Source organism: Kineosphaera limosa NBRC 100340, assembly GCF_000298215.1.
In the GTDB taxonomy this organism is placed as follows: Bacteria; Actinomycetota; Actinomycetes; order Actinomycetales; family Dermatophilaceae; genus Kineosphaera; species Kineosphaera limosa.
The window spans coordinates 73,537-88,374 of the sequence record NZ_BAHD01000022.1; the positions used below are offsets into that span (position 1 = coordinate 73,537).

The 14,838-nt window shown below is 71.7% G+C and carries 11 protein-coding genes; 7 read left to right on the forward strand and 4 right to left on the reverse strand.

The window, feature by feature from the left end; genetic code table 11:
• The first annotated feature begins 287 nt into the window (after positions 1–287).
• The 4 genes from purD to KILIM_RS07810 all read left to right on the forward strand — a co-directional run bounded on the left by purD (position 288) and on the right by KILIM_RS07810 (position 5,083).
• Positions 288–1,598: a phosphoribosylamine--glycine ligase gene (purD, locus tag KILIM_RS07795; protein ID WP_006592112.1), complete on the forward strand. Its 1,311-nt coding sequence runs from the start codon at positions 288–290 to the stop codon at positions 1,596–1,598.
• Positions 1,598–2,566: a phosphoribosylaminoimidazolesuccinocarboxamide synthase gene (locus KILIM_RS07800; RefSeq protein ID WP_006592113.1), complete on the forward strand. Its 969-nt coding sequence runs from the start codon at positions 1,598–1,600 to the stop codon at positions 2,564–2,566. Before purD ends, KILIM_RS07800 begins: the two co-directional genes overlap by 1 nt.
• Before the next feature lie 10 nt (positions 2,567–2,576).
• Complete coding sequence (locus KILIM_RS07805; RefSeq protein ID WP_006592114.1) at positions 2,577–3,428, forward strand: spermidine synthase; 852 nt, start codon at positions 2,577–2,579, stop codon at positions 3,426–3,428.
• Positions 3,429–3,544: 116 nt separating this feature from the next.
• Positions 3,545–5,083, forward strand: a complete 1,539-nt coding sequence (locus KILIM_RS07810; RefSeq protein WP_006592115.1) for a peptide MFS transporter — start codon at positions 3,545–3,547, stop codon at positions 5,081–5,083.
• 34 nt (positions 5,084–5,117) lie between these two features.
• Here KILIM_RS07810 and KILIM_RS07815 read toward each other — a convergent pair whose 3' ends face one another.
• Positions 5,118–6,941, reverse strand: coding sequence for a BCCT family transporter (locus KILIM_RS07815; RefSeq protein ID WP_006592116.1), 1,824 nt, complete (start codon positions 6,939–6,941; stop codon positions 5,118–5,120).
• Position 6,942: 1 nt separating this feature from the next.
• Positions 6,943–9,540 (reverse strand): molybdopterin-dependent oxidoreductase, encoded by a 2,598-nt coding sequence (locus tag KILIM_RS07820; protein WP_169330744.1) that lies wholly within the window; start codon positions 9,538–9,540, stop codon positions 6,943–6,945.
• A gap of 36 nt (positions 9,541–9,576) precedes the next feature.
• Between KILIM_RS07820 and KILIM_RS07825 the strand changes: the two genes are divergently transcribed.
• Positions 9,577–10,449: an LLM class flavin-dependent oxidoreductase gene (locus KILIM_RS07825; RefSeq protein WP_006592118.1), complete on the forward strand. Its 873-nt coding sequence runs from the start codon at positions 9,577–9,579 to the stop codon at positions 10,447–10,449.
• Positions 10,450–10,482: 33 nt separating this feature from the next.
• Here KILIM_RS07825 and KILIM_RS07830 read toward each other — a convergent pair whose 3' ends face one another.
• Together KILIM_RS07830 and KILIM_RS07835 are read right to left on the reverse strand one after the other, a co-directional pair.
• Positions 10,483–11,148 carry a response regulator gene (locus KILIM_RS07830; RefSeq protein ID WP_006592119.1) on the reverse strand — a complete coding sequence of 222 codons (666 nt, stop codon included), beginning with the start codon at positions 11,146–11,148 and terminating at the stop codon, positions 10,483–10,485.
• Positions 11,145–12,566, reverse strand: a complete 1,422-nt coding sequence (locus KILIM_RS07835) for a sensor histidine kinase (protein WP_006592120.1) — start codon at positions 12,564–12,566, stop codon at positions 11,145–11,147. The genes KILIM_RS07830 and KILIM_RS07835 overlap by 4 nt, the downstream gene beginning before the upstream one ends.
• 164 nt (positions 12,567–12,730) lie before the next feature.
• Here KILIM_RS07835 and KILIM_RS07840 point away from each other — a divergent pair, with 164 nt between their 5' ends.
• Together KILIM_RS07840 and KILIM_RS07845 are read left to right on the forward strand one after the other, a co-directional pair.
• Positions 12,731–13,636, forward strand: coding sequence for an ABC transporter ATP-binding protein (locus KILIM_RS07840; protein ID WP_006592121.1), 906 nt, complete (start codon positions 12,731–12,733; stop codon positions 13,634–13,636).
• Positions 13,633–14,544, forward strand: coding sequence for an ABC transporter permease (locus KILIM_RS07845; protein ID WP_006592122.1), 912 nt, complete (start codon positions 13,633–13,635; stop codon positions 14,542–14,544). The genes KILIM_RS07840 and KILIM_RS07845 overlap by 4 nt, the downstream gene beginning before the upstream one ends.
• Positions 14,545–14,838: the final 294 nt, after the last annotated feature.

A 14,838-nucleotide genomic window follows, 5' to 3' on the forward strand; every position in this document is an offset into this window, starting at 1 on the left:
CCGATATCCGGGTTTTCGCCCCTCTTGTCGGCCTATCGCGGGTCGTTGCCCAGGTCACGCTGTTGCCCGGGGATGTGTTGCAGAGCACACTGGGATCACCCCTCTTTACCGCGGGGGGTGTGGTTTGCCAGAGTGTGTCCAGGCCGCATCCGCGTAGTCCCAACGCGGGTTGTGGCGCCCGGCCGGGAGTTCGGTCCCCTGTGACTCTCGGTACGGAAGGCGACGCCCCCGGGAGGGTCCCCCCTGTCTCCCGGGGGCCTCGCGTCCCTCCCACTAGGCTGGAGCCCGTGAAGGTCCTCGTCGTAGGTTCTGGTGCTCGCGAGCACGCCATCGTCACCGCGCTGCGGCGCGACCCGCAGGTCACGCATGTCCATGCGGTCCCGGGCAATCCGGGCATGTGGGCGCAGGCCAAATGCCATGAGCTGCCGGAGGGGATCGAGGACGGCGACGCGGTCGCCAAGCTCGCCGTGCGCATCGGCGCCGATCTCGTCGTCATCGGGCCGGAGGCGCCGCTCGTCGCCGGCGTAGCCGACGCGGTGCGCGCTGCCGGAGTGGCCTGCTTCGGTCCCTCGGCGCAGGCGGCGCGGCTGGAGGGCAGCAAGGCCTTCGCGAAGGACATCATGGCCGCCGCCGACGTGCCGACGGCCCTCGCGCACGTGTGCACCGGCCTGGAGCAGGTGATGGACGCCCTGGACGCGTTCGGGCCGCCCTACGTCGTCAAGGACGACGGCCTGGCCGCCGGCAAGGGCGTCGTCGTCACGCCGAACCGAGGGCAGGCGCTCGCGCACGCCGCGCAATGCCTGGAGCGGGAGACGGGGCCGGGCGAGGCGCCCCCGCAGGTGGTCATCGAGGAGTTTCTCGACGGGCCCGAGGTGTCGCTGTTCTGCGTCACCGACGGGGTCAGCGTCGCGCCGCTGACCCCCGCGCAAGACTTCAAGCGCCTGCTGGACGACGACCAGGGCCCCAACACCGGTGGCATGGGCGCCTATTCGCCGCTGCCGTGGGCTCCGGCGGGGCTCACCGCGCAGGTCGTGGAGCGCATCGCCGAGCCGACGATCAGGGCGATGCGCGAACGGGGCACCCCGTTCGCGGGCATCCTGTACGTCGGCCTGGCCCTGACCTCCCGCGGGCTGCGAGTCGTGGAGTTCAACGCCCGGTTCGGCGACCCCGAGACCCAGGTCGTGCTTGATCGTCTACGCACCCCCCTCGGGGGGCTGCTCTACGCGGCGGCCACCGGCACCCTGGGCGACCTCGACGAACTCGCCTGGCATCCGCACACGAGCGTCACGGTGGTGCTGGCCGCCAACGGCTATCCCGACGGGCCCCGGCGGGGCGACCCGATCACCGGGTTGGAGACGGTGCACGAGCCGGCGTACGTGCTGCATGCCGGCACCCGCAAGCCGTCGGGCAGCGAGCTGCTCTCCCATGGCGGGCGGGTGCTCAGCGTCGTGGCTTCCGGCGACGATCTGGATCAGGCGCGCGAGCGGGTCTACGCCGCCATCGCCGGCATCGAGTTGCGCGGCAGCCAGTACCGACACGACATCGCGCTGGCCGCGGCCCAGGGCCGAGTCGCCGCGCCGGCCGCAGGGCGTGACTGATGACCGACGAGCGCAGCGGGGCAACGACCTCCGACACCACGACCTCCGACACCACGGCCCGAGCCGAGGGCGACGCCGCTGGGCCGCCGCTACCCGGCTACGTGCACGTGTACTCGGGCAAGGTGCGTGACCTGTACGCGCCCGTGGACCCGGTCACCGGCGAGACCGACCAGACCCGGCTGCTGCTCGTGGCCTCGGACCGAGTCTCGGCGTACGACTGGGTGCTCGACAGCCTGATTCCCGACAAGGGCGCGATCCTCACGCAGTTGTCGCTGTGGTGGTTCGAGCGGTTGGCCGACCTGGTGCCCAACCACGTGGTCTCGACCGACGTGCCGGCGCAGGTGGCGGGTCGCGCGGTGCTGGTGCGGCGGCTGCAGATGGTGCCGGTCGAGGCGATCGGTCGGGCGTATCTGACCGGCAGCGGACTCGTGGAGTACCGCGAGCGCGGCTCCGTCTGCGGCGTGTCACTGCCGCAGGGGTTGACCGAGGCCAGTCGGCTGCCAGAGCCGATCTTCACGCCGACGACCAAGGCCCCCATCGGCAGCCACGACGAGGCGATCACCTACGAGGAGGTCGTGGCGCAGGTCGGTGCGGCGACCGCGGCGCAATTGCGCCGGCTGACGACGGCGATCCTCGCGCGGGGCAACGAGATCGCGGCGCAGCGGGGCGTGCTCATCGCGGACACGAAGGTGGAGTTCGGCATCGAGCCCGACGGATCCCTGGTGCTCGCCGACGAGGTGCTCACGCCCGACTCCAGCCGGTTCTGGCCCGCGTCGGAGTGGGTGCCGGGGCGCCCGCAGCGCTCGTACGACAAGCAGTTCGTGCGCGACTGGCTGACCAGCGCCGAATCCGGCTGGGACCGCCACGGCGAGCAGCCGCCGCCCGCCCTGCCTAGCAGCGTCGTCGAGCAGACCCGCGCCACGTACGTCGCCGCCTACGAGTCGATCACCGGCCGGCGCTTCGAGTAGCGGCTCGCCGGTGGCACGCGCAGGGTCGAGGCGCTCCGGTGGCCCGCCGCAGGCCCGGATTCGGTTCGAGGTCGACGAACGCGGCGGGGTCACCGTGCACCTCGACGGGCATCCGCAGTCCTACGTCGACCTCGCCGATCCCGAACTGTTGGCGTTCGAGTACGTCCAGCACCTGGCGGCGTGCCTCGACGTACTGGAACCCGGCGCCCCGCAGCGACTCGCGGTCACTCACGTCGGCGGGGCCGCGCTGACCCTGCCCCGCTACGTCGAACAGACCCGCCCACGGTCGCCCCAGATCGTGCTGGAGCCCGACGCCGATCTCACCGCCGCGGTGCGCGAGCGGCTGCCGCTGCCGCGGGGCCACCGCATCCGGGTGCGTCCGCAGGCCGGCCGGGCAGGATTGGCCGAGCTGGCCGACGGCAGCGCCGACGCCGTGGTGCTCGATGCCTTCGCCGCCGGCCGCGTACCGGCAGATCTGACGACGCAGGAGGCGCTCGCGCAGTGCGCCCGGATCCTGCACCCCACCGGGGTGTGGTTGGCGAACCTGCCCGACGAGCCCGGCCGCCGCTACGTCGCACGGGTCGCCGCGGCGGCGCAGCACGCGGGACTGAGCCGACAGCTGTACGTCGCCACGCTCGACGTGCACAAGGGCCGACGCTTCGGCAACACCGTGCTCGTCGCCTCCGCTGCACCCCTGCCGTTGGCGGCGCTGCAGCGAGCCTTGGCCCGCAGCCCGTTTCCCACCGGGGTCGCCGACGAGGCGCAGAGCGCGCGCCACCGGCTCGGTGCCCGCCCGGCGACCGACGCCGACCCAGCGGGCTCGCCCGCGCCGCCGGACCCGGGCCGCTGGCGAGCCCGCTGACATCGGTAGCAGATTCGCTCAGCTGGCACTTCGGTAGCGGCCGTAGCATCCGGGGCGTTTCACGCCGGCATTCGGCTGGCCCTGCGCCACCTGACGACTCCCACAAAGGAGATTCCATGTCCACCCCGAACGGGTCCGCCGCGGCCGAGTTCGACTCCCGTCAGGATCGCGGCTTTCTCGGCCACCCCGGCGGCCTGTCGACGCTGTTCTTCGTCGAACTGTGGGAGCGGTTCTCCTACTACGGCATGCGTGCGATCCTCGTCTACTACCTGTACGACGGGGTCGCCAACGGCGGCCTGGGTCTTGAGCAGGAGACCGCGCAGTCGGTCGTCGCGGTCTACGGCGCGAGCGTCTACCTGCTCTCGATCGTCGGGGGCCTGGCGGCGGACCGGATCGTCGGGGCCCGACTGTCGGTGCTCTACGGCGGCATCGTCATCATGGCCGGGCACATCAGCCTGGCCATCCCCGGAGCCGCGTTCAGCTGGATAGGCATCGCGCTCGTCGCGCTCGGCACCGGTCTGCTCAAGCCGAACATCTCGGCCATGGTCGGCAGCCTCTACGACGTCGACGACCCCCGGCGCGACGGCGGCTTCCAGATCTTCTACATGTCGATCAACATCGGCGCCTTCTTCGCGCCGTTCGTCGTCGCCTTCCTGCGGGAGCGCTGGGGATACCACGCCGGCTTCTCGGCCGCGGCGGTCGGCATGGGTTTGGCTCTCGTGTTGTTCGTGCTCGGGCGGGCCCGGCTGCGCGGCGCCGGCGACGACGTGCCGAATCCGCTGGCTCCGCAGGAGCGCACGCGGCTGATTCTCGGCTCGATCGCCGGGATCGCCGCCTTCGTCGTCGTGCTTCTGCTGGCGATGACGTGGAACACCGGCCCGGTGACCGCGGCCATCGACGCGATCTCCATCGTCTGCATCATCACGCCGCTCATCTACTTCATCGTGATGTTCCGCAGCCCGAAGGTCACCGAAGTCGAGCGCTCGCACCTGGCGGCCTACGTGCCGTTGTGGGTCGGGGCGGCGATGTTCTTCATGATCTTCGAGCAGGCGGCCGGCAAGATGGCGACCTTCGCGGAGCAGAACACCGACTTGGGCGGCTGGGTCTCCCCGGAGTGGTACCAGGCGATCAACCCGATCACGATCGTCGTGCTCGCGCCGCTGTTCGGCTGGCTGTGGACCAAACGCGCGGGGAGGTTTCCCTCCACGCCGCTGAAGTTCGCGGCGGCGGTGCTCATCATCGGCCTTTCGGCGCTGATGATGGCGGCGGCGTTCGCCGTGTACTCCGTCGAGGGCGGCGCCAACCGGGCCCCGTTCTGGGTACTCGGGACCGTCTTCGTCGTGCAGACCGTCGCCGAACTGTGCCTGTCCCCAGTCGGTCTGGCCGCCACGACGCTGCTGGCACCCCGGGCCTTCGCCAGTCAGGCGCTCGCTCTGTGGTTCTTGGCGTCCTCGGCGGGGCAGGCGGTCGGCGCCCAGAGCATCAAGGCGATGGCCGGACTGCCCGACAGCACGTTCTACCTGGTGGTCGGCGGGATCACGATCGTCATCTCCGGCGTCCTCTTCGCGCTCGTCCCGTGGACCCGGGGCAAGATGCAGGACGTGGAGGACCGCAAACTCGCCGGGGCGCAGCGCGAGGCCGCGGAGCGCCACTGACCGGCCAGTCTGACGGTGTCGCCGTGGGCCCGCCTCAGTCGGCTCGTGGCTGCGAGGCGTCCCGGCCCTTCGCGGTCGAGGCGTCGCCGTCGGGCAGTGACGCGCCCTGAATCCCGGCGGTCACGCCCCCGGCGGGGACCTCGCCGAGCGGGTCCGCGCCGTTCGGCGAGGTGTAGCGGGTCGGCTCGGTGCAGTCCGGGTCGTCGTAGTAGCCGACCTCCTCGTGCCAGTCGCCGTCGACGCCGTCGCCCCGCCGCCGCACGTACTCCTCCGGAGGCAGCGTGCGGCGCCACCGTCGGGCCGGCAGCGGCTCGAGCTCGCCGGCGTCTTCCTTCAGCCCGCGCCACAGGCTGTACATGAGGAAGTAGCCGAGCGCGAAGAACGGTAGCCCGATGACCGTGATGACCTCTTGCAACGCCCGCAGGCCGTCGTCGGCGGTCGTGACGATGAGCGCGATGGTGATGAGGCCGACCCCGAGGCCGAAGAAGACCCGTTGGACGACCGGACCTTCTTCCTCATATCCCTTGGCCATCATGTCCATGACCAGCGCCGCGGAGTCCATCGAGGTGATGAAGAAGACGCCCACGAGGGCGATCGCGACGGCCGAGGTGAAGGTCGCCAGCGGGAATCCCTCGAGAAAGATGAACAGCGCTCCCGGTATATCGCCTTGCCCCACGACCTCCTCGACGAGGCCGCCCGGACCGTTGAGCTCACGGTCGAACGTCGCCATGCCGAAGATGCCGTACCAGATGACGCTGAACAGCGTCGGCAGCCCGAGCACGCCGAACACGAATTGGCGGATGGTGCGGCCGCGGCTGATGCTCGCGATGAAGATTCCGACGAACGGCGACCACGTGATCGTCCAGGCCCAGTAGAACGCGGTCCAATAGTTCTGCCAGCCGGTGTTGTCGAACGTGTCGTTCCACAACATGAGTTCGGGCAGCATCGCCGCATACGTGCCGACGCTTTCCACCGTGCCCTTGAGCAGCAGCAGCGTGGGCCCCGTGAACAGCACGAAGACCAGCAAGAGCACCGCGGTGATGATGTTGAAATTCGACAGCCGCTTGATGCCGCGCTCGATGCCCAGGGCGGCCGAAACGCTCGCGATGACCGAGACGACGCTGATGATGACGATCTGCATGCCGACCGTGTTGGGCACCCCGAAGAGCCGCTCGAGACCACTGTTGATCTGCAACGTGCCCAGGCCGATGGAGGTCGCGATGCCGAGCATCGTGCCGACGATGGCCAGGATGTCGATGAGCGCGCCGATCGGGCCGTGGATGCGGTTACCCAGCAGCGGCTGGAACAGCGAGCTGACGCGCGGCGGCAGGTTGCGCCGGTAGATGAAGTAGGCGAAGGCCAGGGCGGGCAACGCGAAGATCGTCCACGTGTGCAGACCGAAGTGATAAAGCGTGAAGGCCATCGCCTCGCGGGCGGCCTGAATGCTCTCGGGCGCCACTCCCATGGCCTCCCGCGGTGGTTGCGCGAAGTGGTACGTGGGCTCGGCCACGGCCCAGAACAGCAGGATCGTGCCGATGCCCGCGGCGAAGAGCATCGCGAACCAGGACAGCGTCGAATGATCCGGGCCCTCGTCGTTGGGGCTCAGGCGCACCCGGCCGAAGCGGCCGAGCGCGATGACGATGAGGAAGAGGAGGAAGATCGTGACGCCGGAGATGTAGAACCAGCCGAGGTTGGTCAAGATCCACTCGCTGGCGACGCTGAAGGTGCTGTTCACCCGACTGGTGAACACGATCGTCACGACGCTGAAAGCGATCGCGATGAAGGCTGCGCCAAAGAAGCGTGTGGGATTTGTGCGTAATCCCAGGCGGTCGTGGGCGTTCTGCAGTAGCTGTCGCATGTCATTGCCTGTCGTCGGACGCGGACGGTGCTTCGCAGGATTGTCTGCAATACGACGAAACTAGCGAGATCTTGTGCGCCTGGCGAGCGACACCTTCGATATGGGTGGCATTCGCGATCGCTGTGGGTGGTTCGAAGGCCAGCACCGGCGGCAGCGGACCCTGCCACCGGCTCACCTGCACGAGCACGTGCGCACCCGTGCACCCCTGCGCCAGGGCCGAGGTGCCGCGGTCGGCGGTCAGCACGTTGGGGTTGCCGTGCACGCACGCGCCCTCCGGCAGGCCGTGCTCGCCGGCCTGCGGGCCGTGCCGCGCGGGGTCGTACGGGTCGTACCAGGCGCCGGTCGACAACTGCACGACGCCGGGTCGCAGCTCCTGGCTCAGCACCACGCCGGCCAAGCACGCCCCGCGATCGTTGCTGACGAGCACGACATCTCCGTCAGCGACGCCCCGGGCCGCCGCGTCGGCGGGGTGCAGCCGGATCGGCTCGCGCCCGGCGACCTTGCTGGCCTGCGAGGTGGCGCCCTGGTCGAGCTGGCTGTGCAGCCGCGTGCGCGGCTGGTTGGCCAGCAAGTGCAGCGGATAGCGCCCCGCGCGCGGCCCGCCGAGCCACTCCTGCGGCTCCAGCCAGGTGGGCTGCGGCGGGCAGTCTGCGTAGCCGAAGCCCTTGATCGCGTCGCTGAACAGCTCGATGCGCCGCGACGGCGTGGGCAGCGGCGCGCCGGCCGGGTCCGTGCGGAAGGCCTCGAGCAGGGTCAGCGGGCCCTGGCGCGGCAGATCGACGTGGCCCGCCGCCCAGAAGCCCGCGAAGCCCGGCAGCACCTGGTCCAGGTCCGCCGCGGTCACCGGACCAGGGGGCAGCGTGCGCCCGGCCGTGAGGTCGGCGCGCCACGTCTCGTAGAGGTGCTCGATCCAGGCGGCGGCGTCGCGGCCCTGGGTGAAGCGCTGCGCCACGCCGAGGCGGCGCGCCAGCCCGGTGAGGCTGTCGTAGTCGTCGCGGGCCTGCCCGTGCCGCGGCACGACCGTCCGCATGGCCGACAGCCGAGCGCCGGCCCGGGTGCCGGAGAGGTCGTCACGCTCCAGCGCGGTGGTGGCGGCCAGCACGATGTCGGCGTGCCGGGCCATCGGCGTCCAGTACGGGTCGGCGACGACGAGAGTGTCCAGGCGCCCCAGGGCCCGGCGCAGCCGCAGCAGATCCTGATGATGGTGAAACGGGTTGCCGCCCGCCCAGTGCATGAGCCGGATCCGCGGGTAGCGCCGCGTGTGCCCGTTGTAGTCGTACTCCTGGCCCGGGTGCAGCAGCATGTCGCTGACCAGCGCGACCGGGATGAACTCGGCGACCGGGTTGGTGCCCTGCGGCAGCGACGGCAGCCGGCACACGGCCGGAGATAGGCCCGATTTGTTCATCGAGCCGTAGCCGCTGCCGAAGCCGCCTCCGGGCAGTCCGATGTGCCCCAGGCAGGCCGCCAGCGCCAGGGCGGCCCACAGCGGCTGCTCGCCGTGCTGGATGCGTTGCAGTGACCAGCCGACGGTCACCAGCGTGCGCCGGGCCGCGGCCAGCAGGCGAGCGCACTCGAGCACGACCAACGGATCGATGCCGCAGATCTGTGCCGCCCAGGCCGCCGTCTTGGGTTGCCCGTCGATCTCACCGCGGACGGCAGCGAGCAACTCCGGCCCGCCCACGCACCAGCGCGCGAGAAAGCCGTGATCCACCGCGCCCAAGGCGTCCAGCTCCCCGATGAGCGCGAGCAGGAACGCCGCGTCGGTGCCGGGGCGGATGGAGATCCACCCGGCCTCCGCCGCACCGTCGCCTCGGCCGGCGGGGTCCGCGAGCTGCTGCGTGGCGGCGCGCAGCCACGGGGCGTCGGCGGGTGCGGCGTCGCGCAGGTCGTCGCGCAGCGGGCTCACGGAGACGATCCGCACTCCGCGGCGGCGCGCCTGGTCGACCGCGGCGGGCACCGGATGGTCGGCGGTGCCGCCGCTGTCGGTGCCCGTGTTCTTCAGCGGGATTCCGCCGAAGCACAGCAGCACGTCGGTGTGCTCGGCGATGACGTCCCACGTCGTGGCGAACGCCGTGACGACGGACTCGGGTGCCACGACGTGCGGCAGGAACACCTCGCTGCATCCGGTCGAGTAGGAGTTCACCGAGCGGGTGTAGCCACCGAGGCAGTTGAGAAAGCGGTGCAGCTGCGACTGCGCGTGGTGGAAGCGGCCGGCGCTGGCCCAGCCGTACGAGCCTCCGTAGATCGCGGCGTTGCCGTGCTCGCGGATCACCCGGGTGTACTCGGCGGCCAGCACGTCGAGCACCTCGTCCCAGCCGGGCTCGACGAAGTCGTCGCGGCCGCGACGGTCGGTCGGTCCGGGGCCGCGCTCCAGCCAGCCGCGGCGCACCGCCGGGCGCGCGACCCGGCTGCGGTGGCGCACCGACCCGGGGATATTGCCCAGCAGCGGGGAGGGGGCCTGGTCACCGGCCCACGGCGTGACTGCGGCGACCTCGCCGTCGCGCGCCAGGGCGGTGAACAATCCCCAGTGCGCCGCCGACGCGAGCGCCCCCGCGGACTCCTTCGGCGCGGCCTGCGCGGCATCCGTCATGCGCTTCATCGTGGCATGCCGCTCGCTGTCCCCTAGCGTGGCGGAATGCGCTTCGGTCTCTGCATCCTGCCTGAACACCGCTGGTCCGACGCGGCGCCGATGTGGCGCGCGGCCGAGGAGATGGGCTTCGACCACGCGTGGACCTACGACCACCTCGTGTGGGGTGGTCTGCGCGAATCGCCTTGGTACGGAACGACGCCCACGCTCACCGCCGCCGCCCTCGTCACCGAGCGGATCCAGCTCGGCACGTTCGTCACCTCCCCGAACTACCGGCATCCGGTGACGCTGATGCGCGACCTGCTGGCGCTGGACGACATCAGCGGCGGGCGCGTCATCGTCGGTATCGGCTCCGGGGGAGAGCCCGACGCCACGATCCTCGGCACGCCGCCGCTGACCCCCCGGCAGAAGGTCGACCGGATGGCGGAGTTCACCGACCTGCTCGACCGCACGCTGACCAGCGACCACGTGGACTTCGACGGCGAGTGGTTCCAGGCGCGGGACGCGCGCTCGCTACCGGGCCCGGTGCCGCGCCCCGACGCCGCGCGGATGCCGTTCGTCATCGCCGCCAACGGTCCGCGCGCCATGCGCGTCGCGCTCGAGCACGGCCAGGGCTGGGTCACCATCGGCCGCGACGGTGCCACGGGAGAGACGTGGTGGCAGGGGCTCGCGCAGCTCTGCGCCCGCCTCGACGAGCTGGCGCAGGAGACCGGCCGCGAGCAGCCTCTCGACCGTTACCTCAACCTCGACTACGACCGCTACAGCCTCACCAGCGTGGCCGCCTTCACCGACGCCGTCGGGCGCGCCGCCGACCTGGGGTTCACCGACGTCATCGCCCACTGGCCCCGCGCGGACTCCCCGTACGAGGGCCGCCGCGACACCCTGGAGGCCGTCGCCGCCCTCCTGCCCACCCTCCGCTGAACGCGCCGGGTCACCGCATGGCCGCAGGCGTCGTCAGAGGTCGGCGCCGTCTTGCACCAGAAGGGCGATCTGCACGCGGTTGGTGAGGTCGAGCTTGGCCAGGATGCTGGAGATGTGCGCCTTGACGGTCGGCACCCCGAGGTACAGCTCACGGGAGATGTCGGCGTTCGAGCCGCCCCGGGCGACGGCGCGGGCCACGTCGAGTTCGCGCTCGGTGAGCCGATCCAGTTGCGCTCGGGCGCGCGCGGCGCGGTCGTCGCCGGGGGTCGGCTCCTGGGAGACCTGCCGCACCAGCAGCGCCGTCACCGAGGGGGAGAGCGCGTGCTCACCGGCGACGATCTCGTGCACGGCGGCGACGAGCCGGTCCGGCGGGGTGTCCTTGAGCACGAACCCGCGGGCGCCGACCCGCAGGGCCTCCAGCACGTAGTCGTCGGCGTCGAACGTCGTCAGCACGAGCACCTTGGCGTCGGGATAGGCGGCCAGCAGCGCGCGGGTCGCACCCAGCCCGTCCAGGCGGGCCATCCGGATGTCCATGAGGACGACGTCGGGGCGGTGTCGGCCGTACAGCTCGACGACCTGGTCGCCGTCCTCGCCCTCCGCGACGACAGCCACGCCGTCGGGCCCGCCGAGCATCATCCGCAGGCCCGCCCGCACCAGCGGGTCGTCGTCGATGAGCACCACGCTCGGCCGCCCAGTCATCGTCCGCCCTCCGCCCGGTCTGCCCGACTCGTCGTCTCCGCCTCGGATGTCGTCGTGGAGACTACCGGCCCTGCGTCGGGCTGCTGCGCACCGTGCCCGCCCGCCGGACCGTTCTCCCGCGCCGGTACCGGGGCATCCTCCGGTGCGTCGTGCTGGCGACTCGGCCAGGGCAACCAGACCCGCACGATGAAGGCCGCCCCGCGCACCCGCGCATCGAAGCGCCCGCCGGCCAGGGCCACCCGCTCGGCCATGCCGGGCAGGCCGCGCCCGCCGGAGGGCAGCGCATCCCGCACCCGGGTCAGGGGATTCGAGATCTCCAGGGTCAGCCCGTGCCCGGGGCCCCCGCCCAGGGTCACCGCGCAGGTCACGCCGGGCGCATGCTTGCGGGCGTTGGTCAGCGACTCCTGCACCACCCGGTAGGCGTGCCGGCCGGTGCTCGCGGGCAGGCTCACCGAGCGGGCCCACAGCGCGGGGTCGGCGGTCAGCGTCACGTCCTGGCCGCTGCTGGTCAGCTCGGCGACGAGGGAGGGGATGGCGGACAGGCCGGGTTGCGGGGCCTCGACGGTCCGTTCGGGGTCGCCGTCCTCGCGGAGCACGCCGAGCACCTCGCGCAGCTCCTCCAAGGCCTGATGCGCGCCGCTGCGCACGACCTCGGCGGCGGCGCGCCGATCCTCCTCCGGTAGATCGGCGCGGTGCGCGAGCACGCCGGCGTGCATGGCGACGAGGGACAGGCGGTGGGCGAGCACGTCGTGCATCTCGCGGGCGATGCGGGCGCGCTCGGCGAGCCGGGCCTGGGCGACGCGGGCGGCCTGCTCACTGGTCGCCGTGCGCGCCTGCGTGCGCCAGCTGCGGACGAGCTCTCGCCGCGAGCCGGTGTTCCACCCCAGGAGCACGGCCACGAGGTAGACCAACCCGATGAAGCCGAAGCTGATCGCGAGGTCGACGAGCAACCCCGAGTCGGGTGCAGTGCCGCGCAGGCCCAGCACCGGGGTCATCACGGTCTCGTAGAACAGGGAAACCGCGCAGCCGACGCCACTGACCAGCAGAATCGAGGGCAGATGCCGTCGGGTCGCCACCGAGGTCAGCGCCAGCAGAGCGGCGGCCGACGCGAACATCGAAATCCCGGAGAGCAGCGCGGTCACGAGGGCGATCGTCATCGGCCAGCGGCGCCGGAAGGCGACGGCAACGACAGCGATCTGGCCGACGACGAAGTCGACGAAGAGCAGCGCCGGCGCGCTCGGCGACGGCTGCGCGCCCTCCGCCAGCCCCCACGCGTTCGCGACGATCGCCGCGGAGAACAGCCACACCAGTGCACCCGCGCACCACACGAAGACCAGCCGCCAGGCGTGCCCCCACGCAGGCAGTCGGTCGAGGTCCGGATGGTTCACCTCGGCGGCGGTCGACGATGCGGGCGGCATACCTGTCAACACTAGGGGCCGCCGGCCGCGCACCCCACCGACCAGCGGGTACGGGCACCTCATCCTTTGGTAGGGGGTGCCGCGACCAGGCGTAGACCTTGGTCGCGGCCGAATCCTCCCGCCGGGGGATGTGCGCCCCGACCCGCGCGGCCGATGCTGGAAGCATGATCCAGATCGAGAACCTCACCAAGCGCTACGGCGCCTTCACCGCGGTCGACGACATCACCTTCACGGCCCGCGCCGGTCGCGTCACCGGCTTCCTCGGCCCCAATGGCGCCGGCAAGTCGACGGCGATGCGGATGATGGTGGGGCTCACGACCCCGACCTCCGGCACCGCGACGGTGCTGGGCCGCCCGTACCGCAGCCTGCCGACCCCGTCCCGGCACGTCGGCGTCATGCTCGACGCCACCGCCCAGCACCCGGGCCGTACCGGCCGCGAGACGCTCTTCCTGGCGGCAACGATGGCCGGGCTGGGGCGCCCGGCGGTCGACGCCGCCATCGAGCGGGTGGGCCTGACCACCAAGGAGGCCGGCCGACGCGTCGGCAACTACTCCCTCGGAATGCGGCAGCGGCTCGGCCTGGCGGGCGCGCTCATCGGCGACCCGCGAGTGCTGATCCTCGACGAGCCCGCCAACGGGCTGGACCCCGCCGGCATCCGCTGGATGCGTGGCCTGTTGCGGGAGTACGCCGCGCAGGGCGGCACGGTGCTGCTCAGCTCACACCTGCTGCACGAGGTCGAGCAGATCGCCCAGGACCTGGTGATGATCGGCCGCGGCCGGATCGTCGCCCACGGCGCCAAGGACGAGCTGCTGCGCGCGGGCGGCACGATCGTGGACTCCCCGGATCGAGCGCGGCTGGGGGCGGCTCTGGAGGTCGCCGGGTGGGGGCCGAGCGCCCGCCCCGAAGGTGGCTTCGTCGTCGCGGCCGACGCGCAGGATGTCGCGCGCCTGGGCCTGACCGAGCAGCTGCTCATCACCGAGCTCCGCAGCGCGGGCGGCGGCGGGCTGGAGGACATGTTCCTGCAGCTGACGGCCGACGACGCCCGCGAGGGCGTCGGGAACGCCGCATGAACACCGCCACCAGCAGCACGCAGACCATTGACGAGGGGACCTCGATGAACAGCAGCACCGCCACCTCCGATGTGAACGCCCCAACCGGGGCCGCCTCGACGCCTCCGCGGGGTCGTGAGTCGGCGTCGTTGGACCAGGGCTTTCACCCCGAACTCGCCGACGTCGGGCCCGTGCCGTTCACCCGGCTCGTGCGCGTCGAACTGCGCAAACTCGTCGACACCCGCGCCGGCCGCGGCGTGCTGCTGGCGATCCTGGGGGTCACGGTCATCGCGATGGCCGCGGTGCTGTGGGTCAGCCGTGAGACCGGCGCCGAGCTGGTGCCGCTGCTCATCGCCGCCAACATGCCGCAGGCCCTGCTCTTGCCGGTACTCGGCGTCATGACCGCCGCCAACGAATGGAGCCAGCGCACCGCGCTCGTCACCTTCAGCCAGGAGCCGCGCCGGCTGCGGGTCATGCTCGCCAAGGCCGTCTCGGCGGTGCTGCTGGGCCTCGGCGTGCTGGTCATCACCGTGGGCGTCGCGATGCTCGGCCACACGCTCTCGATGGCGCTGGTCGACGGTGGCCAGGTCGACCTGGCGATGGGTTGGGCGTTCCTGGCCAACCTCACCTTCCTGCAGGTGCAGGGCGTGCTCATGGGCATCGCCTTCGGTGCCCTGGTGCTCAGCGTGCCGCTCGGCATCGTCGCCTTCTTCCTCGTGCCGGTCGTCACGAGCATCGTCACGATGCTCAGCTCCTGGCTCACCGAGCGCGCGGTCTGGTTCGACATGAGCGCGGCCAACCTGCCGCTGCTCGGCGACAACGCGCTGACCGCCCAGCAGTGGGCGCACGTCGGCTCGACCACCGCCCTGTGGGTGCTGCTGCCGCTGGCCATCGGCTTCTGGCGCGTCTCTCGCAAGGAAGTCAAGTAGCCGAACCCCTCAAACCGCAGCGGCCCGGGTCTTCAGGGGGATCCGGGCCGCTGCCGTGCCCGAGGGGTGCGCCCGCTGCCGCAGCCTTCCCACCAGTCGACGGTTGCGGTCGCTGCCGAGGGTTGCCGTTGCGACCGCAACCCTCGGCAGGTACCGCAATAGCCACCAGTTGAGACGGAGGTATCGCCCGGCGCCAGGGGAGGGGCTGGCGCCGGGCGCGGGCACGGCGGGGAGAATCGGGGACATGCCTGCACGCCGCCGCATCGACCCCGCCGCCGGCGCCGCCGCGCTCGC